Source organism: Bacillus sp. NMCC46 (genome assembly GCF_002998465.1).
GTDB lineage: Bacteria > Bacillota > Bacilli > Bacillales > Bacillaceae > Bacillus.
Map to the genome: position 1 here is coordinate 360,349 of NZ_PVQZ01000001.1, position 26,100 is coordinate 386,448.

At 42.0% G+C, this 26,100-nt stretch carries 23 protein-coding genes; all 23 read right to left on the minus strand.

The window, feature by feature from the left end:
* Nucleotides 1–161 precede the first annotated feature (161 nt).
* Nucleotides 162–4,415, minus strand: a complete 4,254-nt coding sequence (locus C6Y01_RS01805; RefSeq protein WP_262982083.1) for a PolC-type DNA polymerase III — start codon at nt 4,413–4,415, stop codon at nt 162–164.
* A 134-nt stretch (nt 4,416–4,549) separates the two neighbouring features.
* The gene (locus C6Y01_RS01810) at nt 4,550–6,247 is read right to left on the minus strand and encodes a proline--tRNA ligase (protein WP_106037762.1); all 1,698 of its coding nucleotides are present in this window, start codon (nt 6,245–6,247) and stop codon (nt 4,550–4,552) included.
* 80 nt (nt 6,248–6,327) lie between these two features.
* Nucleotides 6,328–7,593, minus strand: a complete 1,266-nt coding sequence (gene rseP / locus C6Y01_RS01815) for an RIP metalloprotease RseP (protein ID WP_095285177.1) — start codon at nt 7,591–7,593, stop codon at nt 6,328–6,330.
* Nucleotides 7,594–7,599: 6 nt separating this feature from the next.
* Nucleotides 7,600–8,751 (minus strand): 1-deoxy-D-xylulose-5-phosphate reductoisomerase, encoded by a 1,152-nt coding sequence (gene dxr, locus C6Y01_RS01820; protein ID WP_095285176.1) that lies wholly within the window; start codon nt 8,749–8,751, stop codon nt 7,600–7,602.
* 39 nt (nt 8,752–8,790) lie between these two features.
* Nucleotides 8,791–9,585, minus strand: coding sequence for a phosphatidate cytidylyltransferase (locus C6Y01_RS01825; protein ID WP_034662316.1), 795 nt, complete (start codon nt 9,583–9,585; stop codon nt 8,791–8,793).
* A 12-nt stretch (nt 9,586–9,597) separates the two neighbouring features.
* Complete coding sequence (gene uppS, locus C6Y01_RS01830; RefSeq protein ID WP_034662319.1) at nt 9,598–10,380, minus strand: undecaprenyl pyrophosphate synthase; 783 nt, start codon at nt 10,378–10,380, stop codon at nt 9,598–9,600.
* 129 nt (nt 10,381–10,509) lie between these two features.
* Nucleotides 10,510–11,067 carry a ribosome recycling factor gene (frr, locus tag C6Y01_RS01835; protein WP_003212469.1) on the minus strand — a complete coding sequence of 186 codons (558 nt, stop codon included), beginning with the start codon at nt 11,065–11,067 and terminating at the stop codon, nt 10,510–10,512.
* 1 nt (nt 11,068) lies between these two features.
* On the minus strand, nt 11,069–11,791 hold the full coding sequence (gene pyrH, locus C6Y01_RS01840) for a UMP kinase (protein WP_008344767.1): 723 nt from the start codon (nt 11,789–11,791) through the stop codon (nt 11,069–11,071).
* 134 nt (nt 11,792–11,925) lie between these two features.
* A complete protein-coding gene (gene tsf / locus C6Y01_RS01845) occupies nt 11,926–12,807 on the minus strand; it encodes a translation elongation factor Ts (RefSeq protein WP_106037763.1) in 882 nt (293 codons plus the stop codon).
* A 91-nt stretch (nt 12,808–12,898) separates the two neighbouring features.
* Nucleotides 12,899–13,633, minus strand: a complete 735-nt coding sequence (gene rpsB, locus C6Y01_RS01850; RefSeq protein WP_003212093.1) for a 30S ribosomal protein S2 — start codon at nt 13,631–13,633, stop codon at nt 12,899–12,901.
* A 155-nt stretch (nt 13,634–13,788) separates the two neighbouring features.
* Complete coding sequence (locus C6Y01_RS01855) at nt 13,789–14,328, minus strand: Swarming motility protein SwrB (protein ID WP_095285175.1); 540 nt, start codon at nt 14,326–14,328, stop codon at nt 13,789–13,791.
* 21 nt (nt 14,329–14,349) lie between these two features.
* Entirely contained in the window at nt 14,350–15,117 is a 768-nt protein-coding gene (locus tag C6Y01_RS01860; RefSeq protein ID WP_012009976.1) for a FliA/WhiG family RNA polymerase sigma factor, read from the minus strand.
* Between the two features lie 24 nt (nt 15,118–15,141).
* A complete protein-coding gene (locus tag C6Y01_RS01865; protein WP_034662325.1) occupies nt 15,142–15,642 on the minus strand; it encodes a chemotaxis protein CheD in 501 nt (166 codons plus the stop codon).
* Complete coding sequence (locus C6Y01_RS01870; protein ID WP_034662328.1) at nt 15,642–16,268, minus strand: chemotaxis protein CheC; 627 nt, start codon at nt 16,266–16,268, stop codon at nt 15,642–15,644. The genes C6Y01_RS01865 and C6Y01_RS01870 overlap by 1 nt, the downstream gene beginning before the upstream one ends.
* 12 nt (nt 16,269–16,280) lie before the next feature.
* Nucleotides 16,281–16,742 carry a chemotaxis protein CheW gene (locus C6Y01_RS01875; protein ID WP_034662331.1) on the minus strand — a complete coding sequence of 154 codons (462 nt, stop codon included), beginning with the start codon at nt 16,740–16,742 and terminating at the stop codon, nt 16,281–16,283.
* 24 nt (nt 16,743–16,766) lie between these two features.
* Nucleotides 16,767–18,797: a chemotaxis protein CheA gene (locus C6Y01_RS01880; RefSeq protein ID WP_034662334.1), complete on the minus strand. Its 2,031-nt coding sequence runs from the start codon at nt 18,795–18,797 to the stop codon at nt 16,767–16,769.
* A gap of 5 nt (nt 18,798–18,802) precedes the next feature.
* On the minus strand, nt 18,803–19,876 hold the full coding sequence (locus C6Y01_RS01885; RefSeq protein WP_106037764.1) for a protein-glutamate methylesterase/protein-glutamine glutaminase: 1,074 nt from the start codon (nt 19,874–19,876) through the stop codon (nt 18,803–18,805).
* A complete protein-coding gene (locus tag C6Y01_RS01890; RefSeq protein WP_095285173.1) occupies nt 19,873–20,778 on the minus strand; it encodes a MinD/ParA family protein in 906 nt (301 codons plus the stop codon). Before C6Y01_RS01890 ends, C6Y01_RS01885 begins: the two co-directional genes overlap by 4 nt.
* Nucleotides 20,775–21,890: a flagellar biosynthesis GTPase FlhF gene (flhF, locus tag C6Y01_RS01895; RefSeq protein WP_106037765.1), complete on the minus strand. Its 1,116-nt coding sequence runs from the start codon at nt 21,888–21,890 to the stop codon at nt 20,775–20,777. Before flhF ends, C6Y01_RS01890 begins: the two co-directional genes overlap by 4 nt.
* Entirely contained in the window at nt 21,890–23,923 is a 2,034-nt protein-coding gene (gene flhA, locus C6Y01_RS01900) for a flagellar biosynthesis protein FlhA (protein ID WP_034662346.1), read from the minus strand. The genes flhF and flhA overlap by 1 nt, the downstream gene beginning before the upstream one ends.
* 29 nt (nt 23,924–23,952) lie before the next feature.
* The gene (gene flhB, locus C6Y01_RS01905) at nt 23,953–25,041 is read right to left on the minus strand and encodes a flagellar biosynthesis protein FlhB (RefSeq protein WP_095285171.1); all 1,089 of its coding nucleotides are present in this window, start codon (nt 25,039–25,041) and stop codon (nt 23,953–23,955) included.
* On the minus strand, nt 25,038–25,817 hold the full coding sequence (gene fliR / locus C6Y01_RS01910; RefSeq protein ID WP_034662349.1) for a flagellar biosynthetic protein FliR: 780 nt from the start codon (nt 25,815–25,817) through the stop codon (nt 25,038–25,040). Before fliR ends, flhB begins: the two co-directional genes overlap by 4 nt.
* Nucleotides 25,818–25,823: 6 nt before the next feature.
* Nucleotides 25,824–26,093: a flagellar biosynthesis protein FliQ gene (fliQ, locus tag C6Y01_RS01915; protein WP_003211206.1), complete on the minus strand. Its 270-nt coding sequence runs from the start codon at nt 26,091–26,093 to the stop codon at nt 25,824–25,826.
* Nucleotides 26,094–26,100: the final 7 nt, after the last annotated feature.

Consider the following 26,100-nt stretch of genomic DNA (forward strand, 5'->3'; position numbering starts at 1 on the left):
GACATACAATCTCTTCTCTTAAAACATCACGTTAAATCAAGGTATATGAATGAATAAGAAAATGATTCCATTTGGTGGAAAATCTTTATTAGTTAACATAATAAAATTATTGTATATGAAAAAAAAGAACGCCCCTTTAAGGACGCTCTTCATGAATCGCATTAAAACAAAGAAAGCTGGTTTTGATCGGGAAGTGCTTCTAAGCAGCCTTGACGATCTAAATATTCTAGGATCGTTTTCGACACTTTTCCGCGTTTTTGTAAATCTTCTTTTGAAAGGAATTCCCCGTCTTGTCGTGCGCGAACAATATTTAACGCAACGTTTGTTCCGAGTCCAGGAATCGAGTTGAATGGCGGAATTAATCCATCTCCATCAATGATAAACTCTGTTGCACTTGATCGGTAGAGGTCCACTTTTTTGAAATGGTAGCCTCTTTCACACATTTCAAGCGCAAGCTCTAGTACAGTTAATAGGTTCTTTTCTTTCGGTGATGCATCTAGACCTTTTGAGTTAATATCGTCCATGACTGCTCGAATCGCATTCGATCCTTTTGTCATTGTTTCGATATCAAAGTCATCTGCACGAACGGTAAAGTAAGCCGCATAGTATAAAAGTGCATGATGCACCTTGAAGTAGGCAATCCGTACAGCCATTAATACGTAAGCAGCTGCGTGGGCCTTAGGGAACATGTATTTGATCTTTTTACAAGAATCAATATACCAGTTCGGTACATTATTATTCTTCATTTCTTCTTCCCATTCAGGGGGAAGCCCCTTTCCTTTACGAACAGACTCCATGATTTTAAAGGCAAGTGACGGCTCTAAGCCCTGATAGATGAGATAGACCATAATATCATCACGGCACCCAATCACTTCACTTAGTTCACACGTTTTATTGTGAATGAGCTCTTGCGCGTTCCCGAGCCATACATCCGTCCCGTGTGATAGTCCAGAGATCTGAACGAGCTCTGAGAAGGTCGTTGGTTTTGTATCCTCAAGCATTTGCCGAACAAACCTTGTCCCAAACTCCGGAATACCGAGTGTACCTGTTTTACAGCCAATTTGCTCCTCTGTTACACCAAGAGGCTCTGTTCCTTGGAAAATTTTCATTACTTCAGGATCGTCTGTTGGAATCGTTTTTGGATCAATTCCGCTTAAATCCTGAAGCATACGAATAACCGTTGGATCATCGTGCCCTAGTATATCCAGCTTGAGCAAGTTGTCATGGATTGAATGGAAATCAAAATGCGTCGTTTTCCAATCAGAACCTGTCGCATCTGCTGGATATTGAATTGGTGAGAAATCATAAATGTCCATATAATCCGGCACTACGATAATACCGCCTGGGTGCTGGCCCGTTGTCCGTTTTACCCCTGTACAGCCTTGGACAAGCCGGTCGATTTCTGCGCCCCTCATATGAAGATTATGATCTCCAGCGTAGCCTTTCACGTAACCATATGCTGTTTTTTCTGCAACAGTACCAATCGTACCTGCTCGGTATACATACTCTTCACCGAACAGCTCTTTCGTATAGTTATGTGCAATCGGCTGATATTCACCTGAGAAGTTCAAGTCGATATCAGGGACTTTGTCTCCTTTAAAACCTAAGAACGTTTCAAACGGAATATCATGTCCATCTTTTTTGTACGGCGTACCACATTCTGGGCAGTCTTTGTCAGGAAGGTCAAAGCCTGAACCAACAGATCCGTCATTAAAGAACTCCGAATGCTTACAGCTTGGACATACATAATGCGGGGCAAGTGGGTTCACTTCGGTAATCTCTGTTAATGTTGCAACAAGAGATGAGCCGACAGATCCCCTTGAACCAACAAGATATCCATCATCAAGTGATTTCTTTACAAGCTTATGAGAGATTAAGTAAATAACGGCGAATCCATGGCCGATAATACTTTTTAATTCTTTCTCAATACGGTTTTCTACAATTTTCGGCAAATCATCTCCGTAGATGCTGCGCGCCATTTGATAGCTCATTTCCCGTATTTCTTCATCTGCACCTTCAATTTTTGGTGTGTATAGGTCATCTTTGATTGGTTTAATGCTTTCGACCATCTCAGATACTTTTTTCGTATTCGCCACGACGATCTCTTTCGCTTTTTCGTCTCCTAGGAAGGAGAATGCTTCAAGCATTTCATCTGTCGTTCTAAAATGAACTTTTGGCAGTTCGTGACGGTTAAGCGGATTTGCTCCACCCTGTGATGAAATTAAGATTTTACGATAAATTTTGTCTTCTGGATGCAGATAATGCACATTTCCAGTTGCCACGACTGGTTTATTGAGCTTTTCGCCAAGCTTCACAATGTTTGTGATGATTTCTTTTAACGCACGTTCATCTCGAACAAGCTCCAGCTGCAGCAGATGCTGATACACTTCTGGCGGATGAACTTCTAAATAGTCGTAAAATGCTGCAATGTCTTCCACCTCATCAGGTGATTTTTGCATCATCCCTTCAAAGACCTCACCCTTATCACAGGCAGACCCGATAATTAAACCTTCTCGATATTTCTCAAGCTGTGAGCGCGGAATGCGCGGCACCCGGTAGAAATAATGAATATGAGAAAGAGAAACAAGTTTGAATAAATTTTTCAGACCGGTCTCATTTTGTGCGATCAGAATGGCATGGTAAGGACGTGAGCGCTGGTAGGCATTAGACTGACCCATGTTTTCATTCAATTGATCGTGATAGGCAATTTCTTTTTCAGCCGCATCTTTTAGCATCTTCAGCATGAGGTAGCCTGTCGCCTCTGCATCGTAAATGGCCCGGTGATGCTGCGTCAGTTCTATATCGAACTTTTTACAAAGTGTGTTCAGCCGGTGATTTTTAAATTCAGGGTAAAGGAATCGGCCGAGTTCAAGTGTGTCAATCACAGGGTTTGACGCTTTATCTGTTTTTAACAGGCGTTTGTACGCTGCATTTAAAAAGCCCATATCAAAACTTGCATTGTGCGCAACAAGGATATCTTGTCCAATCCATTCTTTGAAATCGCGCACGACATCGACGACATCTGGAGCATCTCTGACCATATCATCCGTAATACCCGTTAATTCGATCGTTGTCGCTGATAATGGGTGATGAGGATTTGCAAATGCCTCAAAGCGGTCAATGATTTCCCCGCCTTTTATTTTCACTGCTGCCAGCTCAATGATCGTGTCATAAACGGCTGAAAGTCCAGTTGTCTCTACGTCAAATACGACATACGTCGCGTCATCTAACAAACGGTGCTCCGGATTATAGGCAATGGGTACTCCGTCGTCGACCAAGTTGATTTCCACACCGTACATCATTTTGATGTCATGTTTTTTACTTGCTGCATACGCATCTGGGAAGGATTGTACAACCGCATGATCCGTCAGGGCAATCGCTTCATGTCCCCATTTTTTTGCTTGTTCCACCAGTCTGCCAATGCCAGTGACAGCATCCATTTGGCTCATTGGGGAATGCAAATGAAGCTCGACACGTTTTTCACCCTCAGGTGCCGTATCCTCTTTCAGCTGAGGTTTCATTTCATTGACGTCATTGGCAATCATGACAAGGTCTCTGACAAACGTATCGTTTTGAATGCTTCCTCTTGCTTTGACCCACATGCCTTTTTTCAATGATTTCATCAGCTGGGCATCTTCTTTTTCTCTTGCAAACATTTTGATTAAAATACTGTTTGTATAATCTGTAATCTTAAAGATACAAAGCGTTCTGCCGCTTTTCAGCTCACGCGTTTCTGCATCGAATACGTAGCCTTGAACGGTGATTCTTCGTTCCTCATCCATAATACTATCAAGCGTACGAATTTCTTCATTGTCTTTAATTTGATAGCCAATCATGAGAGGACCAGACGGAGCTTCATCCTGCTCCTCACTTTCCTTCTTCTCCATCTCAGTGAGGGCTTGCATCGCTCTTTCTTGATCTTCAGCAAGCTTTTGTTCTCTGAACTTCTGAATCTCTTGATCTGATACAAAAATTTCTGTATCGAATTGCAGCTCTGGAAAGCCCACTTGTTTAAAAGCAGCCTGGAGCATTGGGCTGTACTTCTTCTTGATGGCCAAAGCCTCTGTTTCGTTTTTCGTTTTGATGATGATTTTATGTCCAGACAGCGATGGTTTTTGCTGCTGAAGCAGGCTGATAATTGGAGGAGAAATTCCTTGAAGCTCTTCCACACAATGTGACCAATACGATTGAACGAGCTCTTCAGAGATGCTCGGATCATTGACTTCAATCGTACAAGTGACTTGTGCAATATGAGAAAATGCATTTGTCAGCCTGCTGAGAAACATGGCATATACCTTGTAAGGCAGAAGCGCCTTAAATTTAAAAAGGAAATGCCACGTTTTCGTCGCCTTATGCACCGTCAATTTGACGATTTCTCCTTCTTCAAAGTAACGACTGAGGTCATCATCTGTCATTTGAATCTGATTGAGTAATATATGAAATTGCCGCCGTGTGATCGGTAATTGTTCATCCAAGACAGGACCCTCCTTTTGTCAATCAGAAAGGTACCTCTTTTCTACAGGAGGTACCTTCATTTTTTTGTTCGTTTTTATGCTTGGCGTATAAATGAAATCAGCTCATCAACAGATACTTCATGTGATTCACCTGATTTTCTAAACTTCACTTCAACAATGCCTTCTTCTGAACGTTTTCCGCAGCTAATGCGAATTGGCAGCCCAATTAAATCACTGTCTGCAAATTTCACTCCGGCACGCTCCTGGCGGTCATCGAAAAGTACGTCAAAGCCTTCATTTTCTAATCGTTCGTATAACGTTTCAGCGAGCTCTTTTTGAGCATCGTTTTTCATATTTAATGCAAGGAGATGAAGATCATATGGCGCAACAGCTTCCGGCCAAATGATTCCTTTCTCATCGTGATGCTGTTCAACAATCGCTGAAAGTGTTCTGGAGATACCGATACCATAGCAGCCCATAATCATTGGCTGCGCTCGACCATTCTCATCCAGGTACGTCGCATCCATTGACTCAGAATAACGAGTGCCTAGTTTAAAGACTTGTCCTACTTCAATCCCCTTAGCAAACTGGATTGTGCCTTCTCCATCTGGAGAAACGTCTCCTTCTTGAATCAAACGAAGATCTGTGAATTCTTTCACTGATACATCACGCGCAGGATTGACATTGACATAGTGATAATCCGCTTCGTTTGCACCTGCGACAGCATTTGTCATGCCTTTAACCGCAAGGTCTGCATAAATATCGACTTCTGCTTCCAGCTTCACAGGACCAACAAATCCAGGCTCTGTTCCAATGACTTCTAGTACTTCTTCGCGAGTAGCAAGCTCTACAAGCTGTGCTCCTACCAAGTTTTTCACTTTCACATCATTTACTTCATGGTCGCCTCTAGTCAGGATTAGAACATACGCATCATCTGCTTTAAACAAAACAGACTTGATACAAAGAGAAGGATCAACTTCTAAAAATCCAGCGATGTCTTGAATCGTTTTTACTTGCGGTGTGTGGACTTTTTCAAGTTCTTTGAAGTCCGCAGGATTTGCTTCTTCTCCGTGATAAACAGCTTCAGCCATTTCAATGTTCGCAGCATAGGAAGATGTATCAGAGTATGCAATTGTATCTTCTCCTACTTCTGACAGTGCCATAAACTCATGTGTATCTTTTCCTCCCATTGCACCAGAATCTGCAATGACTGGTCTAAAATTAAGACCTACTTTTGAGAATACATTGGAGTAAGCTGTAAACATCTTGTTGTATGTGTCATCAAGGCTTTCTGGTGAAGAATGGAATGAGTACGCATCCTTCATAATAAATTCACGTCCGCGCAGCAGCCCAAAACGCGGCCTCTGTTCATCGCGGAATTTTGATTGAATTTGATAAAGAGTTAAAGGAAGCTTCTTATACGATTTTACTTCGCTGCGTACGAGTGATGTGATCACCTCTTCGTGCGTTGGGCCAAGTGCGAACTCGCGGCCATGACGATCTTTCATACGCATCAATTCTGGACCGTATGTATACCATCTTCCTGACTCTTGCCACATTTCTGCCTGCTGCAGCACTGGCATTAACAGCTCAGCTGCTCCTGCCTTTTCCATTTCCTTGCGAACAATGGATTGAATATGCTGGATGACTTTATGAGCAAGCGGCAGATAATGATAGATTCCGCTTGTATTTTGTCTAATGAACCCAGCTCTTACTAAGAGCTGATGACTTTTTGCCTCAGCATCTGCCGGCACCTCTCGAAGAGTTGGAATGAAAGTCAGGGATTGTCTCATGTCGTTACACCTCATTTATGAAATAGGACTTCTCACAAAAACTCTTGTTTCCCGTAATGAGAAACAAGAGACATTGGTTTTTATAAAAATAATCGCTGGATGTCATTCCACGTAACCACTAGCATTAACAGCATGAGGAATGCAACACCGATAAAGACAACAAGTGCTTCTTTCTCACGATTAATTGGTTTACCACGAATGGCTTCAACAAACAAGAATAGTAAACGTCCTCCGTCTAGTGCAGGAATCGGTAATAAATTCACGATGCCTAAGTTGATACTAAGGAACGCCGCAAACTGCATTAATGTTAACACACCTTGCTTGGCTACTTCTCCTGTCATGTCATAGATCCCAACAGGACCCGCTAACATATCTAGTGAAAATTGTCCTGTGACAATTTTTTGCAAGTTCGTTAAAATCAGACCTGCTGTTGAAATCACAGTCGTTCCTGAGGATGAAATAACCTTCAGAAATCCATTTTCCGTTGGCGGATAAGATCCGAAACGGCCAATGCTTTTTCCGTCTGCTTTCACAGCTTCTGGTACAACCTGCACAGTGCTTTCTTTGCCGTCTCGGTCAATGACGACATTCATTTTTTTCTCAGGGTTCTTTTGAACGGTTTGAACGACGTCTGTCCAAGAATTCATTTTATCCCCGTTAATGGACACGATGTGGTCACCCTGCATGAGTCCAGCTTCTGCCGCTCGGCCGTCTTTCGTCAGCTTGCCGAGTACAGGATCATCAACGGTTACCCCTTGAATAAAGCCTAAAGCAACCAAAATCACATACGCCAGGATAAAGTTCATAATCGGTCCAGCTGCGATCGCTTTAATACGCTGCCATACCGTTTTTGATCCAAATTGACGATTGTATGGTGCGATTTGAATTTCTTCACCATCTGCAATATAAAAGCTTGTTTGACTGACATTGTAGCCAGTCAAAATATCTTCATTTCCAGCTTCATATCCTGAGATTCTCATGGCATGATCTAAATCAATCTGCTCAACTTCGATGACAAGTGCATCAGGATATTTTTCTTTGTCATTTAAAATGATTTTTTCTACTTCATTTTGCTCATTGAATAAGAGCCCCACTGTATGACCTGGTTTAATTTCAATGACTTCAGGGTCCTCTCCTGCCATTTTAACAAATCCGCCAATAGGGAGAAGTCTAATGGTATAAACGGTTTCCTTTCGTTTAAAGGAGAAAATCTTCGGCCCAAAACCAATTGCGAACTCGCGGCATAAAATCCCCGCTCGCTGCGCCATAATTAAATGGCCAAGCTCGTGGAAAAAAACGAGCGTTCCAAAAATAATAATAAACGCAATCACTGTATTCACGAACATACCACCTTATGTGAGGATTGATTGAACAAAGTCTCGTGTATCTTTGTCCACTTCATGGATATCTTGCAAACTAGGCGTTGAAATCACATGATGTCTATTTAGTGCCTTTTCAATCAATTCTTCAATTTGCAGGAACGTTACTTTGCCTTTCAGAAATGCATCAACTGCCATTTCATTTGCTGCATTGAGCACAGCAGGCATTGTCCCTCCTATTTTACCTGATTCATAAGCAAAATGTAAGCAGCGATACCTGCCAAAATCCGCTTTTTGGAAATTCAATTGTCCAATCTCCCAAAGGTTCAATGATTTCGCTTCTGGTAATGGCGCCCTGTCAGGGTATGTGAGTGCATATTGAATCGGCACTCTCATGTCAGGTGTCCCTAACTGAGCCATGACGCTTTTGTCGTGAAATTCCACCATCGAATGGATAATGCTCTCTTTATGTAACAGCACATCAATTTGTTCATAAGGTATATCAAACAACCAATGTGCCTCAATCACCTCGAGCCCTTTATTCATCATCGTCGCTGAATCAATGGTAATTTTCGCTCCCATTGACCAGTTTGGGTGGTTCAGCGCTTCTTCAACCGTAACACCTTCAAGTTCAGTTCGTTTTTTATCTCGGAAACTACCACCTGAAGCTGTCACGATTAAGCGTTCAATGTTTTTAGCTTGTTCACCTTGCAGGCATTGAAAAATAGCGGAATGTTCACTATCGACAGGAAGTAAAGGTACATCATATGTTTTCGCGTACTCTTTTACTATATGACCAGCTGTGACAAGTGTTTCCTTATTTGCGAGTGCAATCGTCTTTTTTTGTTCAATGGCCTTTAATGTTGGAACAAGCCCAACACTTCCTACAAGTGCATTGACCACAACGTCCACTGCATCATAGGTCGCTGCCTCGATGTTGGCTTCATCACCAGCAGCCATCTTGACATCGTATTCAAATGAATGACCTTTTAGCGTCTGATAAGTCTCTTCACTTAAACATCCGACAAATTCAGGCTGAAACTGTTCTATGATTGGAACGGCCTTATCTACATTTCGGCCAAATGTCATGGCTTTCAGCTTAAATTTGTCTGGGTGCTGCCTAATCACATCTAATGTTTGTTCTCCGATTGATCCTGTTGCGCCTAATAGCGAAATATATTTCAAATTGCCACTCCTTCTCTCGTTCAATAAGTTTCTATGAGGTTAGCTGGCAAACGTTGCGAGCAGTAAATATAAAAACGGCAGAACGAACAAAAAGCTGTCAAACCTGTCCAAAATCCCGCCATGTCCAGGGAGAATTGTCCCTGAATCCTTTACGTGATAATGACGCTTTAAAGCAGATTCCACAAGGTCGCCAAGCTGTCCAAAGATACTGAGCAAAAGAGTAATAAACATAACAAGCAGATATGATGGCAAAAATCCTGTAACCGCCTGAAACACAAATGACAACACGACCGCTGTGACGATTCCGCCGATAAATCCTTCTACTGTTTTGTTTGGACTGATCTCTGGCCAGAGCTTTCGTTTCCCCATAGATTTCCCAATAAAGTAAGCACCTGAGTCAGTGGACCAAATAATCACTGCTGCGAAGAAGATCGCACTCATGCCATATAAGCCTCTAATCTGGATGAAATAATAGAAACTGACGCCAATATATAATGTCGCTAATACAACAAAAGCAACCTCATCGAATGTGAAAGAGTTTTTGCTCAACACTGTATAAGTTAAAAGGATTAAGACTGCAAATAAAGCAATTTGCATTTTTGATGCGTCTACGTTCGGGAAGAAGCTGTTCTCTCCGCCCATTAAAAGCCAAAGCAATATTAAGCTGACAATACCAGGAAAGCTGAAAATCGATATCTTTTTCATTCTTAGAAGCTCAAAGAGAGCGACACTTCCCATTAAGTAAATCAGCAGGGTAAATGGCATCTGTCCATATATAACCGCAAGTAAAAAGCCTGCAGCTGCCAAAACACCCGTCAAAATTCTTTGTTTCATCTGCACCACCCTCTAAATTCCACCGAACCTCCGGCCGCGGCGCTGGTATTCTCCGATAGCGCCTATAAGATGCTCATCAGAAAAGTCAGGCCAAAGCACATCCGTAAAGACAAACTCGCTGTATGCAATTTGCCAAAGCATAAAGTTACTTAATCTAATTTCTCCACTTGTGCGAATAAGCAAATCCGGATCTTGAAGAGATTCTGTCATTAAATAAGCTGAAAACATCTCTTCTGTGATGTCTTCTGCTTGAAGCTTACCTTCTTTGACTTTTTCAGAAATTTGTCTGCATGCGGAGACGATTTCTGTGCGCCCTCCATAGTTGAGCGCAAAATTCAAAACGAGTCCGTCGTTATTCGCCGTACTCTTTACTGCGTTCTCTACCGCTCTTTTCGTATGCTGCGGGAGGCCGTCTGGATCACCTGTTAAGCGCACACGGACATTTTCCTCGATGAGTTCAGGCAGGTAGATGTTCAAAAATTCTTCAGGAAGCTTCATTAAAAAGTCTACTTCTAGTTTTGGACGTTTCCAATTTTCCGTAGAGAAAGCATACAAAGTCAGCACTTTGACATTCAGCTCATTTGCAAGCTTTGTCATGCGCTTGACGACTTTCATTCCTTCATGATGTCCTGCTACCCGTGGAAGAGCACGTTTTTTCGCCCATCTTCCGTTCCCATCCATGATAATGGCGATATGTTCAGGAATTTCTCCATTTAATATGTCTTCTTTTGTCAGGCTTTCTAAGTTGGAAGCAGCAGTTTGCTGATTCTTCCAATTTTTGAGTATATTGAGCATGAGATTCCTCCATCACCCAAAAAGGTTGCGTTCCCGCTAATAATATAGTCACCAACAGTATTAACAAAAAAACCCCCTGTAAACATGAAGAGGGTCTTTTCACTATTATCTATTGTACATAGTTTTTTCTTAAACTTCCATGATTTCTTTTTCTTTATCTTTCGTCACGTCATCAATTTTAGCGACATATTCATCTGTCAATTTTTGAACATCCTCTGTCGATGATCTTAATTCATCTTCAGTGATCTCACCATTTTTCTCAAGCTTTTTCAACTCATCGTTTGCATCACGACGAACATTACGAACAGCTACTTTTGCTTCTTCTGAATATTTTCTTACCACTTTCACAAGCTCTTTACGCCTTTCTTCTGTTAGTGCAGGAATCGCAATGCGGATCACATTTCCGTCACTTGTTGGCGTGATGCCAAGATCAGACTTTTGGATCGATTTTTCGATATCACCGATGGCTGTTTTATCATAAGGTGTGATAATCAGCATACGTGCTTCTGGCACTGTGATTGACGCGATTTGGTTGAGTGGTGTTTGTGCACCGTAATAATCAACCGTCACTTTATCAAGCAATGAAGCATTTGCTCTGCCCGCACGAACAGTTGCTAGTTCACGTCCGTATGCTTGAACGGCTTTTTCCATTTTTTCTTTCGTTTGGTTCAATACTTCTTTTGACACGTTATTTCCCCCTCACAATCGTTCCAATTGATTCGCCATTGACGGCACGTTTAATATTTCCTTCTTCCATAATGGAGAATACGATTAATGGAATGTCATTGTCCATACATAATGAGGACGCAGTAGAATCCATTACAGCAAGCCCTTCTTTTAACACGTCAAGATATGAAAGCTTATCATATTTTACTGCATCCGCATCTGTACGAGGATCAGCACTGTAGACACCGTCTACATTATTTTTCGCCATTAAAATGACATCTGCTTCAATTTCTGCTGCACGAAGTGCTGCCGTTGTATCTGTAGAGAAATAAGGGTTACCAGTACCTGCAGCAAAAATCACGACACGTTTCTTCTCAAGATGACGGATCGCTTTTCTTCTTATGTATGGCTCTGCAACCTGTCTCATTTCGATAGAGGTTTGTACCCTAGACTGAATGCCAAGCGTTTCTAGGCTGTCCTGCAGCGCGAGTGAATTCATCACTGTTGCCAGCATGCCCATGTAGTCTGCTGTTGCACGGTCCATTCCTAAGTCACTGCCTGTCTTACCGCGCCAAAGGTTTCCTCCGCCTACAACAACTGCAACTTCAACATCAAGCTCTGCAATTTCTTTTACTTGCTTTGCAATTGATTGAATGACAGTTGGGTTAATTCCATTTCCAGCATCACCTGCTAGTGCTTCGCCACTTAGCTTCAGTACAATGCGATTATATTTCGGTTTGCTCATGATAACCTCCAAGTGTAAACTATACCGTCTCTTATTATGCGTAAGAAACTGTCTTTTGTAAATCAATATCCTCTAAAAAATAGGGAACACAGTGCTTGTGCTCCCTAAAAAAGCCCCAGAGAGCTTTTCAAACATTATTTTTTCACTTGGCTCATAACTTCTTCAGCAAAGTTGTCTTGACGCTTTTCAATACCTTCGCCCACTTCATAGCGAACATAAGACTGAATGCTTGCGTTTTTCGCAGCTACTACTTGTTTCACTTTTTCATCTGGGTTTTTAACGAATGCTTGGTCAAGTAAGCAAATTTCTTCAAAGAATTTGTTTAGACGGCCTTCTACCATTTTAGCTACGATATTTTCAGGCTTTCCTTCTTGAAGCGCTTGCTGTGTTAATACTTCGCGCTCACGGTTTGCTTCTTCTTCTGACACTTGGTCACGAGAAATGTATTTAGGGTTTACAGCAGCAACGTGCATTGCAATGTCTCTTGCAAGCTCTTCGTCAGTTGTTCCGTTAAGAACAGCTAACACACCGATGCGTCCGCCCATGTGTAAGTAAGAACCGAATGCTGCGTTATCTTCTTTCGTGATAACAGAGAAACGACGTAGAGTGATTTTCTCTCCGATTTTTGCAATTGCAGATGTGATATGCTCTTCAACAGTTGAACCGTTTTCCATTTTAGAAGCATGAGCTTCTTCAATTGTTGCAGGTTTAGCAGCAAGCAAATGATCAGCAAGTTCGTTAAGAAGTGATTGGAATCCTTCGTTTTTCGCAACGAAATCAGTCTCAGAGTTCACTTCTAGGATCACGCCTGTGTTGCCGTCAGTTTTGATAAGAGTTAATCCTTCTGCAGCAATACGGTCTGCTTTTTTCGCAGCTTTTGCAATTCCTTTTTCTCTTAGAAGATCGATTGCTTTGTCGATGTCACCATCAGTTTCTGTTAACGCTTTTTTACAGTCCATCATACCTGCACCAGTTTTTTGACGCAGTTCTTTAACTAATTGAGCAGTAATAGCCATTTTACATTTCCTCCTTCTATGTTAAAACACGGATTACTAGGTGAAAAAAAGGTGATAAAAGGCATTTCCCTCTTATCACCTTTTGAATAGGTTACGCAGTTGTTGTTTCAGTTTCTGTCGTTTCTTCTACAACAGCTTCTTCTTCGCCTTGTTTAGACTCAAGAATCGCATCTGCCATTTTAGCAGTTAGAAGTTTTACAGCACGGATTGCATCATCGTTTGCAGGGATCACAACATCAATTTCGTCTGGATCACAGTTTGTGTCAACGATACCGATGATTGGGATATTCAATTTACGAGCTTCTGCAACTGCAATACGCTCTTTACGAGGGTCGATAATGAAAAGTGCATCCGGAAGACCTTTCATGTCTTTGATTCCGCCTAGGAATTTTTCAAGACGCTCTAATTCTTTTTTCAGTTGAACGACTTCTTTCTTAGGAAGAACATCGAATGTACCGTTTTCTTGCATTTTTTCAATATCTTTTAAACGTTTGATACGTTTTTGGATTGTTTCAAAGTTTGTTAAAGTTCCACCAAGCCAGCGTTGGTTCACATAGAACATACCAGAACGGATTGCTTCTTCTTTCACTGAATCTTGTGCTTGCTTTTTCGTACCAACGAAAAGGATTTTTCCTCCGTCAGCAGCAAGGTTTTTCGTGAAGTTGTAAGCTTCTTCTACTTTTTTCACCGTTTTTTGAAGATCGATGATGTAGATACCGTTACGCTCTGTAAAGATGTAACGCTTCATTTTTGGGTTCCAACGGCGCGTTTGGTGACCGAAGTGAACACCAGCTTCTAGCAATTGTTTCATAGAAATAACTGACATTTTGTTGCCTCCTAATATAATGGTTTTTTTTCCTCCGCTCAAGTCATGTTCACATAAAACTGCGCCACGGCAGCACCTTCATACGAATCATTAAGCGTGTGTATTTAACACCAAGAAATAATATAACACATGATGGACTGACAATCAAGAATCCTTTACAGCTTTCCGCTAAATTTTAATAAAAGCTCGATTTCTGTCTTGCCCGTTTTCAGTTCTTTCGCTATTTCTTCTAGCGAATGCCCTTTGTCATATAAGGTCTTCACTTGGTCCTCAAATGTTTCTTCTATTTCACCTTCAGAAGGCACAGAAGCTTCTGATTCAAGATGTGGAACGGGTTCGTTTACCTTCTCTTCCTGCACTTCAACTTCACTAAGGAGAGCCGCCAAGTGCTCTGGTACTGGATCTTCACTTTCTACCGATTGCTGGGATTCAATTGGTGGTTGTGGCTGCTTTGGTGTCTGAAAATCCGATTTCAGCTCTTCAGCAGAAAAATCAGGGGAAGCGGCTGCCACTTTTGATAGTTTGTCATTCTCTTCTTTGACTTCCATCAAAAATGCAGCCAGGGTATTTTCCGTTTCTTCTAGAAGTTCTCGCTGCTTTTGTTCAGTTGCCTTTAGCGAATTCATTCTCGTATATAAAATGATCACAAAATAAATAAGTGCAGCATGAAGCATGAAGCTAATCAGCCATAACATATTTTTTCACTCACTAACTCTTTAAGATTGAATGGCTTTATCAAGCAGATGCTTAAGCTTGAACAATGCCTTTGAATGAATTTGCGAAATGCGCGAGGTCGATAAATTGAGCACGTGACCGATTTCTGTTAACGTCAGTTCCTCTTTATAGAAAAGACTGATCACGAGCTTTTCTTTTTCCGATAGCTCGGTCATTTTTTCAGCAAGCTGTTCTATTAATTCATCTTTCAGCATCTTCTCTTCAGGTGTCACTGTTTTCTCATCGCGAATCATGACTTGGACGTTTTCACCGTCTTCTTGATCATGCAGCTTCTCGTCGATTGAAAGCAGATTCGCAAAGAATCCTTCATTCATTGTTGTGACAACATCCTGTTCACTCATGCCAAGTTCCTCTGCCACTTCTGTCGGCGTCACATTTCGTAAATAGCGCTGTTCAAGCTTTTCAATAGCCGCTTCTACTTTTTTTGTTTTTTCTCTTGATGTACGAGGCAGCCAGTCCTCTTTACGAAGACCGTCGATGATGGCCCCGCGGATTCTGAAGGATGCATATGTATCAAACTTCAGATCTCTTCCGGGGTCGAATTTTTCAAGGGCATCATATAAACCGAGCATCCCTAGACTGATCAAGTCTTCTTTATGCACTGACTTTGGGAGTCCGATGGAAATTCTTCCAACATGATATGTGACGAGCGGCATATAGCGGCGCATAAGATCATCTCCAGCAGCTGGGTCCTTCCACTCTTTCCATCTAGCCCATAGCGCCTGATCTTCGTAATTTAAGGATTGCATCTTTCTCCCCCTATACTTCCTTAGTTATATCTTCATAGTGCCTTGCTTCACAGTGCGGATCTCAAGCTCTGTCGTAAGCGGATCAAATTCAATCGTACGGCCATTGTTCCCGCCCGTATCCTCACTAATGATCGGGATGCGATAAAGAGACAGATGTTCTTTAACAGCTGATACGTTTCTAGGTCCAATTCTCATTAGATCATTGGTTGACTTAAACTTAAACATTTCTGCGCCGCCAGCAAGTTTTGCCTTTAGCGCATGTTTGCGTGCTCCTTCTTTAAGAAGCAGATCAATTGTATGCTTGACACCTGTATCTGCATATTTAGCCAAGTTCTCCACTGCCCCTTTTGCAAGGGATGAGTCTGGAAGCATGACATGGACAAGACCTGCCAGTTTTTTTTCTTGATCAAACAGAACAAGTCCTACACAAGAACCAAGTCCGGATGTCCGAATGCGGTCCGGTGTTTTCACAAGCTGAACATCCGCTATACCAACCTTTACAACTGCCGGAATCTGAACGTTCATTACAGGTTACCTAATGCTTTGAATAGTTTTTCAAACGATTCAAAGTCTGGTAATAGAAACATATTTCCTTTCAGCTCTTGCTTATTTTGATCATCAAAAATCGATGTATCAATCACAATTGCCTGATCCCCTAGAGGGCTGAATTGCATTAACCCTTCACTAATGACAGCCCCGAACATATCGAGCGTAACATCTGGAACACTTGGGTGAAGCTGCAATTTTGTTAAATCGGCAAGGGCTGATAAATAAGAGCCTGCTAAAATATTTCCCAGCTCGTGTAGTGCTGACGTTCCCATCACATGCTCGTGAATGGTATCAATATCAAATGCCGGATCCTGTACAAGCTCTCTTACAAATTGCTCTGCTTGCTCAAATGGCATAATGAAAAAGATAGAGCCGGATAAATCTCCTTCCATCCGCAGGAAAATACTTGCAACTGGGAGGTCTGCACCGCCAAAGAAATCCATTAATTCTTCAAACGAGAGAACCTTGACAAACGGAACAGCCATATCTATTTTGCGATCCAATAGGCTGGCAAGAGCAGACGCGGCGTGGCCTGCTCCAATATTCCCAACCTCTCTTAATACATCCAGCTGTTCATCTTTTATTTCATTGAAAATGCTCATTTCACATCCTCCTTAATGAACAGGTGCATCTTGAACGCTCTTGTCGAGGACGGCACCAGGATGAATGATATTAAATAGACGCTGATCATGCTTAATGATACCTGTCACCCATGATTGTCCTTCTTTTTCAGCTGATTCAGGAGAAGATTCTACTTCTTCTTGATGGACTGTAATGACATCATTCGCTTCATCAACAATCCAGCCGACTTCAATGTCACCAACTTGTACAATAATCATTCTTGTTTCATCTGTAATGTCGTTGTCAGTTGATCCAAGTCTGACTCTAAGGTCGATGACAGGTGTCACGACACCGCGCAGATTAATAACACCGCATATATAAGGGGCAACGCCAGGGACTCTTGTCGGCTGCTGCCATTTTTCAATGGACTTTACTTCTGATACTGAAATGGCGTATTCTTTTTTGTTTACGATAAACACAATCATCTTTTCGCCAGTTTTGATATCTGTACTCATTTCAGACCGCTCCTCTATTGTTTTTTACTTGATCAGTGCATTACAGTCAACGATGAGTGCAACTTGACCGTCGCCTAGGATTGTTGCGCCTGAGATCGCAAACACGTTTGGCAGGTAATCTCCTAGTGATTTCAATACAACCTCTTGCTGACCAATAAATGAATCGACCACAAATGCTGTCAGCTTATCTCCTTTACGAACAACGATGATGTGCAGTTCTTCCTCTAATTCATTCGCATTTGGTACGTGGAATTGTTTCTTCAAGTACACGACCGGTACGATAAATCCGCGGAAATCAATCACTTCACGATCATGCGTTTGAAGGATGTCGCTTTTCTTAATGACAGCCGTTTCAATAATAGAAGAAATCGGAATCGCAAATGTTTCCTCTTCCAATTTCACAAGAAGAACGGAAATAATCGATAATGTAAGCGGAAGCTGGATCGAGAATAGTGAGCCCTGTCCTTCTGTTGAGTTGATGCTCACAGATCCACCTAGTGATTCCAGCTTGTTTTTCACAACGTCAAGGCCTACACCGCGGCCTGAGATGTCAGAAATCGTATCAGCTGTAGAGAAACCTGCTGCAAAGATCAATGAATCAATTTGATGATCTTCAAGCGTTTCCGCTTCTCTTTCAGTAATAACCCCGCGCTCTAATGCTTTTTCAAGCACTTTCTTACGGTTAATTCCGCCGCCATCATCTTCTACTTCAATGAAGACGTGGTTTCCGCTATGATACGCCTTTAATAGAACGGTGCCTTTTTCTGGCTTGCCTTTTTTCACACGTTCTTCTGGCGATTCAATTCCGTGATCTAGACTGTTTCTAAGTAAGTGTAAGAGCGGATCTCCAATTTCGTCGATGACTGTTCGATCAAGCTCTGTCTCAGCACCTTCAATGATCAGTTCAATTTTCTTATTCAGCTCTTTTGTCAATTGACGAATCATACGCGGGAATCTGTTAAACACTGTTTCCACAGGTACCATTCTCATGTTCAGGATGATCGATTGCAGGTCTCCAGAAATACGCGTCATTCTTTCAACGGTGTCTGTGAGTTCGTTATTTTCTAATTCTTTTGCAATCTGCTCTAAACGGCCTCTGTCAATCACCAGTTCTTCAAATAGATTCATTAGAGAATCGAGACGGTCAATGTTGACACGAATCGTTTTTGTTCCGCCGGCAGCTGCACCGTTATTGCCATTTGCTTTTGGCGCATCGCTTGCTGGTGCTTTCGCAGCAGGCACAGATACTTCTTCTTTTTCCTGTTCAGGTTTTGCCTCTTGTTTTTCAGCTGGAGCCGCTTCTTCAAATGCAGAGACTTCTGAGATCTCAACATGTTCAACTTCTGAGATCGCCATCACGATTTTTTTCACTTCATCCATCGGTTGTTTAGATAAATAAGAAATACTGAATTCAGATTCGAAATCTTCTGATTCTAAAAGTTCTGCATTTGGAACTGTTTTGACGACCTCGCCTGCTTCGTTCAGTCTTTCAAAGATCATATAGACACGAACGGCTTTTAATAAGCATGCGTCACTTAATGTCACATTGAGTTCATAACATTTAAAGCCTTGTTCCCTCGCTTCATCAAGCACTGTTCGTTCAAATTCGTTATAGTCTAAGTCGTTAGCAGCCGCAGCTGATACATCCGCTGTCTCAACACTAGGAGCTGCCTCAGCATGGCTTCCTGTCACATCTAGCTTTTTACTAACCTCTGTGACATCGCGTTTCCCATCTCCGCCTTCTGCAATTGATTGAACCATTGCTTCAAGGTGATCAAGTGCTTCAAACATCGTGTCCATTGACTCAGGTGTGACAATCATTTGTTCATTTCGAATGGCATCAAACATGTTTTCTAAATGATGTGTTAGCTGAGCCATATCAGCGTAGCCCATCGTTGCACTCATGCCTTTCAATGTGTGAGCCGCTCTGAATATATCATTCACTAGCTGCAAGTCGGTTGGGTTCTTTTCTAAATCAAGAAGTTTTTCATTACAAGTTTGTAAGTGTTCTCTGCTTTCATCTAAAAAGATATCTAAGTATTGGTTTACATCCAACGTGTTCACGCCCTCTCTTTTTTCATGGAGCTTATAATTGCATGTGCGATGTCATCCACATGCCTTGTTTCATGTGCAAGGCCTGCTTTAATGACTGATTTAGGCATTCCGAAAACAACACATGATTCTTCTTTTTCTGCAATGACTTTCGTATGACCGCTTGCGACCATTTTTTTGACACCTTCTGTGCCATCACTACCCATGCCTGTCATAATGACAGCAATTTTCTCGTAACCCTTTATATTGCTGATGGATTCAAATAAATAGTTAACAGAAGGTTTGTGCCGGCTTTCCGTGTCCTCTGGAGACAGCCTGATGACTAAGGATGCCCCTTGTTCATGAAGTGACATATGCATTCCACCAGGAGCTATGTAAGCCACTCCATTTTTAGCGATATCTCCATCTTGTGCTTCTTTAATCGAAATTTGAGATAAATGGTCTAACCTAGTAGCAAGTGATGCCGTAAATCCTGCCGGCATATGCTGCACAATCAAAATGGGTGCTTCTATGTCCTTTGGCAGCTTCGTGACGACTCGTTGAAGTGCTCTTGGCCCTCCCGTCGATGTTCCGATTGAAATAATCTTTCGGAGTGAGCTGCTTTTTACTGCTTGCGGGCGAGGAAAAGCCACTGGACTTGGCGTCTTCATCACCGGCTTAGGAGAAATCTGCACTTCTGTGCGTTTCCTTGACATCCCTGCCGCAAGCACTCGCTCTACAATTTGGCCTCTTACTTTGTGCAAATCGAGCGAAATACTTCCTGAAGGCTTTGTCACAAAGTCAAACGCACCAAGTTCTAAGCAATGGATGGTTAAATCTTTCCCTTGCTTTGTCTGGCTTGACACCATAATCACGGCAAGGTCATGTTCAGCCAGAATTTGTTTTAATGCTTCTGTTCCATTTAAAACAGGCATTTCCACATCTAGTGTGACAACATCTGGATTCAGTTCCTTGATCCGTTTTAAGGCATCTATCCCATTTCGCGCCGTTCCCACGACTTCTATTTCTTGCTCGGCACTTAGGAAATCACTAATGAGCTTTCGCATAAAGGCCGAGTCATCTACTACAAGCACTCTAATCATGAGTCCACCTTCCTCCTTTTAAAAAAAGAGGACAACTTATCTATAAACGTATGCTGCTCTCTCTGTGCCTCTCTTATCTGCTGTTGATAAAGTGTTTCTGCCAGCATCTTGATCGTTTTACTCAGCCTTGAGTGAGGCTGCTTGATATAAAATGGAATTTGTTCAGCCACTGCTTTAGGAACCGCAGGATCATCTGGCACAGCACCAGCAAATACTAGCTTTCTGTGTAGAAATGATGTGACCACTCCTGCTAATTTCCGGTAGGTTTCAGACCCTTCTGACGGGGTTTTACACCGGTTGACAATGATTTGCACAGATTGTTCAAACTGATGAATAGCTAAGTGTTTAATTGCGCTGTAAGCATCCATGATCGATGTTGGTTCTGGCGTTGTCACAACCACAACTTCTCCTGCTGATAAAACAAAAGGCAGTTGATCTTTTGACAAGCCGGCACCCATATCAAAGAAGATACAATCAAAGTCGTGCATCATTCTTTCCATTTCCTCTAGAAAGAACGACCATTGATCTTTATCTAAAGAAAACAGCTGTTCAAGTCCGCTTCCGCCAGAAATGTAATAAAGGTTGTTCGTTCCTTGTGTCATAGCTGCTTGGAAGGATTTCTTCCTGACAAGAACATCTAATATAGAGCTAGTCGATGTTTTTCCTAGTAAAATATCAATATTTCCCATACCAAAATCAAGGTCGATGACTAACACTCGCTTGTCTGCATTTGCGATAGACAGTGCCATATTCAGCGTCAAATTTGATTTTCCTACTCCGCCTTTACCGCTCATGACAGCAATGGTTTTTGCCTGTCCGCTTATACCAAGAGGAGCCGGTGTGATCGTTTGATTCTGCTGAACGAGCTTTCTTAAACCTTCCGCTTGGTCAGGCTTCATCATTGTAAGACCATCCTTGTTAATTCAAGAGGAGAGCCCTCAAGAATATCCTCAGGTACATTTTGACCATTTGTTAAAAAGCCAAGTCCGATTTGAGAGTCTGCAATGATTTGAAAGATTGTTCCCATCGTGTCTGTTTCATCTACTTTTGTAAAAATGAATTGATCGATTGAAACGTGTTCAAAGCGTTTAACCATGGCTTTCATGTCCTGATACTTAGAGGTCGCACTCATCACTAGGAAACTTTGAATGCTTTCATCAAATGGAATGATGTCTGTCAGCTCTTTGATATACGCTTCTTCTTTAAAGTTACGACCCGCTGTGTCTACGAAAATATGATCATACTCTTTAAAGGTCTCTTGAGCTTTCACAAAATCCTCCCTCGAATAACAAACCTCAAGCGGTGCATTGAGCAGTTCCGCATATGTTTTCAGTTGTTCGATCGCTGCTATTCGGTACGTATCTGTTGTAATAAAAGCGATTTTCTTTTGCTTCTGAATAGCCGTTTTGGCAGCGAGCTTTGCAATCGTTGTTGTTTTACCAGCCCCAGTCGAACCAAACAGCACAATGTATTTAGAACGAATCATCGGCTCATCAGAAGTGTGAGCCGGCAGCATATCTGTCAGCAGTTGTTCAAGTTCTTTTTGAATTTGATCTTCCTTGACAACACCTTTCGTTAAAAGACCTTTTAGACATTCGTCCCGAATGGCATCATCAAGACCTTGATCCTTAAGCTTTTGATCGATTGCCATGAGAGGATCAGGCAGAATACCAGCATGCCGCTCATTCCTCGCATATTCTAAAGGCTGAGCATGAGAAGGTACTGGTTTCACTGCCTCAGGAGCAAAGGATGGCTCTTCAGGCCGGTGTTGAACCTGCTCCTTTTTCGGAAATACTGGAAGAGGAGGCGCAGGATGTCCACCTTTACCCGCTCTTTCTTCAAAATCTTGATCCAGCACAGCTATTACTTCAACCATTTGCTGTTTCTTTAAACCGAATAGCTTTCGTTTCACAACGGTTTTGGAATTTAAAATGACGGCATCTTTCCCAAGCTGCTGCCTAATTTGAATTGTTGCCTCCTGCATTGAATTCGCTGTGATTTTTTTCATTTTCATTAGATATCCACCACTCCGATGCTCTGTACTTCCACATTTGCTTCTAGTTCGTTATAAGATAGTACCGGTAAATCCGGGAAATATCTTTCTAACAGCTGCTTGACGTACATTCTTATAGGAGGTGAGCACAATAGAACCGGCGTTTCCTGACGAAGCGAAAGCTGTTCAATTTCTCTCGCCACTGATTGAATCACACTTTCAGAGGATTCTGGATCTAATGATAAGTAGTTGCCATGCTCTGTCTGCTGTACGCTGTCAGCAATCACCTTTTCCACTCGGCCTGAGCATGTCACGACTTTGAGCGATTCATTTTCTCTTGCATATTGTGCGGTAATCTGTCTTGCCAGCGCCTGTCTGACATACTCTGTTAACAAATCTGTATCCGTCGTTAATTTTCCGTAGTCTGCAAGCGTCTCAAAAATGGTGACAAGATTTCGAATAGAAACCTTTTCTTTCAACAGTTTTGCCAACACTTTTTGAATATCACCAACAGCTAGTGGATTTGGGGTCACCTCATCCACTAACACAGGATAACTTTCTTTCAGATGATCGATTAATTGCTTCGTTTCTTGACGTCCGAGCAGTTCGTGTGTGTTTTGTCTAATCTTCTCTGTGATGTGAGTAGACACAACAGATGCAGGATCTACAACCGTATAGCCGAGCATCTCAGCCTGATCTTTTTCTGCTTCTGAGATCCATTTAGCCGGAAGACCAAAGGATGGCTCGATTGTTTCAATTCCTTCAATCGGATCATCATCAGGCGTAGGAGACATCGCTAAGTAGTGATCAAGCAGCAGCTCGCCTTTTGCCACTTCGTTCCCTTTTATTTTGAGTCGATATTCATTTGGGTTAAGTGCAATGTTGTCTCGAATTCGGACAACTGGAATCACAAGACCTAGTTCAAGGGCAAGCTGCCTTCGGATCATCACAATTCGGTCTAACAGGTCACCGCCTTGATTTGCATCGGCTAGCGGAATCAAGCCATAGCCAAACTCAAATTCAATGGCATCCATTTGGAGAAGGTGAATGACACTTTCTGGACTTTTCATCTCTTCTACCTCTGCCTGTTCCTCTAGTACCTCTTCTATTTCTTCTTGATCCTGTTTGTTTTTTGACATCAAGTATGCACCGAGGGCAAGTAAACCTGCGATCGGTCCTGTCAAAAGTACGCCGATTGGAGTAAACAACCCAAGAAGGAAGATCGTACCTGCTGTGACGTAAAGCATAGCTGGGAATGCAAACAGCTGTTCAGTGATATCTGACCCAAGGTTCCCATTAGAAGCAGCCCTTGTGACGACAATCCCTGTCGCTGTTGAAATGAGAAGTGCAGGAATTTGTGAAACAATCCCGTCTCCTACCGTTAATAATGTAAAGTGGGAAGCTGATTCTTGAATCGACATTCCTTGCTGAAGCATCCCAATAATAATCCCAAAAATAATATTAATAATGACGATGATAATACCTGCGATGGCATCTCCTTTGACGAACTTACTTGCCCCATCCATCGCACCATAAAAGTCTGCTTCTCTCGCTACTTTTTCACGGCGATTTCTCGCTTCACTTTCTGTCAGCATCCCTGCATTTAAATCTGCATCAATACTCATTTGTTTCCCTGGCATCGCATCGAGGGTAAATCTTGCCGCAACCTCTGAAACACGCTCAGCCCCTTTGGTAATGACAACAAATTGAATGATGATCAGAATAAGGAAGACCACCAGACCAACGAGTATATTTCCTCCAACAACAAATGAACCAAACGTTTCTACAACCTTTCCAGCGTCTCCAGTTGATAGGATAGATCGTGTTGTAGAGATGTTAAGCCCTAAGCGGAACAGCGTTAAGAGCAAAAGCAATGATGGAAATATTGAAAATTGCAGTGGTTCTTGCATGTTCATTGTGGTGAGAAGCACGATAAGCGCAAGAGATATATTAATAATGATTAAAATACTTAATAGCATTGGCGGAAATGGTATGACCAGCATCGCCACAATTAAAATAACACTGAATAAAACAGATAAATCTCTTGCTGCCATGCCTGTTCTCTCCTTTTAAAACCAAAAATTCATAAAATCTTTTGTTTCGTTTTATATACGTAAGCTAAAATTTCTGCGATCGCCTTAAAGTATTCCTCTGGCACCGCTTGGTCGATGTCGACCTGATCATATAGTGCACGAGCGAGCGGCCGGTTTTCTACGGTCATGATATCGTGCTCTTTCGCAATCGTTCTAATTTTCAAAGCCAAAATATCTGTTCCCTTTGCCACAACAAAGGGCGCGTCCATCTTTTCTTCGTCATATTTTAAAGCAATTGCATAGTGGGTTGGGTTTGTAATGATGACGTCCGCTTTTGGGACTTCCTGCATCATCCGTCTCATGGCCATTTCCCGCTGGCGCTGTTTAATCTTTGATTTTATGAGCGGGTCACCCTCAGATTTTTTATACTCATCTTTAATGTCTTGTTTGGACATCCGCAAGTTTTTTTCATAATCAAATTTCTGATACATATAATCAAGCCCTGCTAAGACCATTAGAGCGCCTGCTGCATATAGACCCATAATCAAGGTCATATTTGCGACGAAATGAAGGGTTTCCTCTGCTGTTAATAAAGGAAGCCGCAGAATTTCATCAAAGTGCATCCAAAGTGCAATAAATGTCGCAAAACCAACAAAACCAATTTTCAAAATGGATTTTAATAGCTCTACGAGGGCTCGAATACTGTATATCCGTTTAAAACCTTTGATAGGATCTAGCTTTTCTAATTTCGGTTTGATGACTTCTGTTGAAAAGAGAAAGCCAACTTGTAAATAGTTACTGATGACGCCTGCCAGCATACCAACACCAAGGATTGGCATGAGAAGGAGCCCTGTTTCCTGAAGCAATTCCACGAATAGTTGATGAATATTAGATGTGCTAACCTTCATTAGCATGGTTGTTGAATAAAAACGTTCAATGAGCGCAATAATACGCTCTTTCATAAAAGGCCCAATAAAAAAGAATGATAAAAAGATTAATAGAAATGAGATGGCTGTATTGACGTCGGTACTTTTGGCAACCTGACCTTTTTTACGTGAATCTTGTCTCTTTTTCGGCGTTGCTTTTTCTGTTTTTTCACCTGCGAAAAATTGCAAGTCTAGTCTAAGCCTTGTCATCATGACGAACCACCGACCAATGCTAAGAAATTCCTCATGGTGAGTACAATCGTATCAAATGTATTTTGGACAACACCGAAGATGACGCCCATACAGATGATGATCATAATAAAACTCACACCCATTTTAATAGGAAGTCCGACCACAAATACGTTCATCTGCGGAACTGTTCGTGCCACAATGCCCAGTGCCAAATCGACCAAAAACAAGCTGGCGACAACCGGTGCCGAGATTTGAAAGGCAATGATGAACATTTGGTTGAAACTCTTTGCAATAAAGTAAGCAAAGGATTCACTGCCGAAATTCAGTGCGTACTGATCAACTGCAATATATTGAAAGCTGTAATAGATTCCATCAAGCAGCAGGTGGTGTGCATTGGTTGCCAGCATCAATAGCAATGTGACCGTATAAAAAAACTGCCCCATCAGCGGCGTTTGCGCCCCTGTTTGCGGGTCAATCACATTGGCGATCGCAAAACCCATTTGAAAATCAATGAATGAGCCGGCAATTTGAACAGCGGACACCATGATATATGCAATCAGTCCAAGCAGAAGTCCGACCATTGCTTCTTTCACCGCAAGCATCATATAAAGACCGTCTACGTCGAGTGCTGGCGGTTCCTTAATCGTGCTAAAACTAATCACGGCTAAAAACAGTGAGAAGCCAACTCTGTGTACAGCTGGGATTGTTCTATGCGCTAAAAGCGGTACTGTCACAAAAAAAGCGGTGATCCGAATAAAAACTAACAGAAAAGCAGGGAATAATTCTATGATTGACATCGCTGGTTAACCTGCAAATCGATCTAAATTCGAGAACAGCTCTGTCGTAAAGGACACAATGGTTGACAGCATCCATGGACCAAACACAACAAGCCCAATAAGAACTGCAACAATTTTAGGAATGAACGCAAGCGTCTGTTCTTGAATTTGGGTTGTCGCCTGAAACACACTGACAATCAGTCCCACAATAAGAGCGAGCGCTAGAAGCGGCCCACTGACAAGCAATACCACATACACTGATCTTTCAGCCATCGTAATGACAAATTCTGAACTCATGTTTTAA

Bases quoted from the DNA above. Each gene is read 5' to 3' on its own strand.
- C6Y01_RS01805 (WP_262982083.1), bottom strand. From the start codon at position 4,415: ATGACAGATGATGACCTCAGTCGTTACTTTGAAGAAGGAGAAATCGTC.
- C6Y01_RS01810 (WP_106037762.1), bottom strand. From the start codon at position 6,247: ATGAGACAATCCCTGACTTTCATTCCAACTCTTCGAGAGGTGCCGGCA.
- rseP (WP_095285177.1), bottom strand. From the start codon at position 7,593: ATGTTCGTGAATACAGTGATTGCGTTTATTATTATTTTTGGAACGCTC.
- C6Y01_RS01825 (WP_034662316.1), bottom strand. From the start codon at position 9,585: ATGAAACAAAGAATTTTGACGGGTGTTTTGGCAGCTGCAGGCTTTTTA.
- uppS (WP_034662319.1), bottom strand. From the start codon at position 10,380: ATGCTCAATATACTCAAAAATTGGAAGAATCAGCAAACTGCTGCTTCC.
- pyrH (WP_008344767.1), bottom strand. From the start codon at position 11,791: ATGAGCAAACCGAAATATAATCGCATTGTACTGAAGCTAAGTGGCGAA.
- tsf (WP_106037763.1), bottom strand. From the start codon at position 12,807: ATGGCTATTACTGCTCAATTAGTTAAAGAACTGCGTCAAAAAACTGGT.
- rpsB (WP_003212093.1), bottom strand. From the start codon at position 13,633: ATGTCAGTTATTTCTATGAAACAATTGCTAGAAGCTGGTGTTCACTTC.
- C6Y01_RS01855 (WP_095285175.1), bottom strand. From the start codon at position 14,328: ATGTTATGGCTGATTAGCTTCATGCTTCATGCTGCACTTATTTATTTT.
- C6Y01_RS01860 (WP_012009976.1), bottom strand. From the start codon at position 15,117: ATGCAATCCTTAAATTACGAAGATCAGGCGCTATGGGCTAGATGGAAA.
- C6Y01_RS01865 (WP_034662325.1), bottom strand. From the start codon at position 15,642: ATGAACGTTCAGATTCCGGCAGTTGTAAAGGTTGGTATAGCGGATGTT.
- C6Y01_RS01870 (WP_034662328.1), bottom strand. From the start codon at position 16,268: ATGAGCATTTTCAATGAAATAAAAGATGAACAGCTGGATGTATTAAGA.
- C6Y01_RS01875 (WP_034662331.1), bottom strand. From the start codon at position 16,742: ATGAGTACAGATATCAAAACTGGCGAAAAGATGATTGTGTTTATCGTA.
- C6Y01_RS01885 (WP_106037764.1), bottom strand. From the start codon at position 19,876: ATGATTAGAGTGCTTGTAGTAGATGACTCGGCCTTTATGCGAAAGCTC.
- C6Y01_RS01890 (WP_095285173.1), bottom strand. From the start codon at position 20,778: ATGATGAAGCCTGACCAAGCGGAAGGTTTAAGAAAGCTCGTTCAGCAG.
- flhF (WP_106037765.1), bottom strand. From the start codon at position 21,890: ATGAAAATGAAAAAAATCACAGCGAATTCAATGCAGGAGGCAACAATT.
- flhA (WP_034662346.1), bottom strand. From the start codon at position 23,923: ATGGCAGCAAGAGATTTATCTGTTTTATTCAGTGTTATTTTAATTGTG.
- flhB (WP_095285171.1), bottom strand. From the start codon at position 25,041: ATGATGACAAGGCTTAGACTAGACTTGCAATTTTTCGCAGGTGAAAAA.
- fliR (WP_034662349.1), bottom strand. From the start codon at position 25,817: ATGTCAATCATAGAATTATTCCCTGCTTTTCTGTTAGTTTTTATTCGG.
- fliQ (WP_003211206.1), bottom strand. From the start codon at position 26,093: ATGAGTTCAGAATTTGTCATTACGATGGCTGAAAGATCAGTGTATGTG.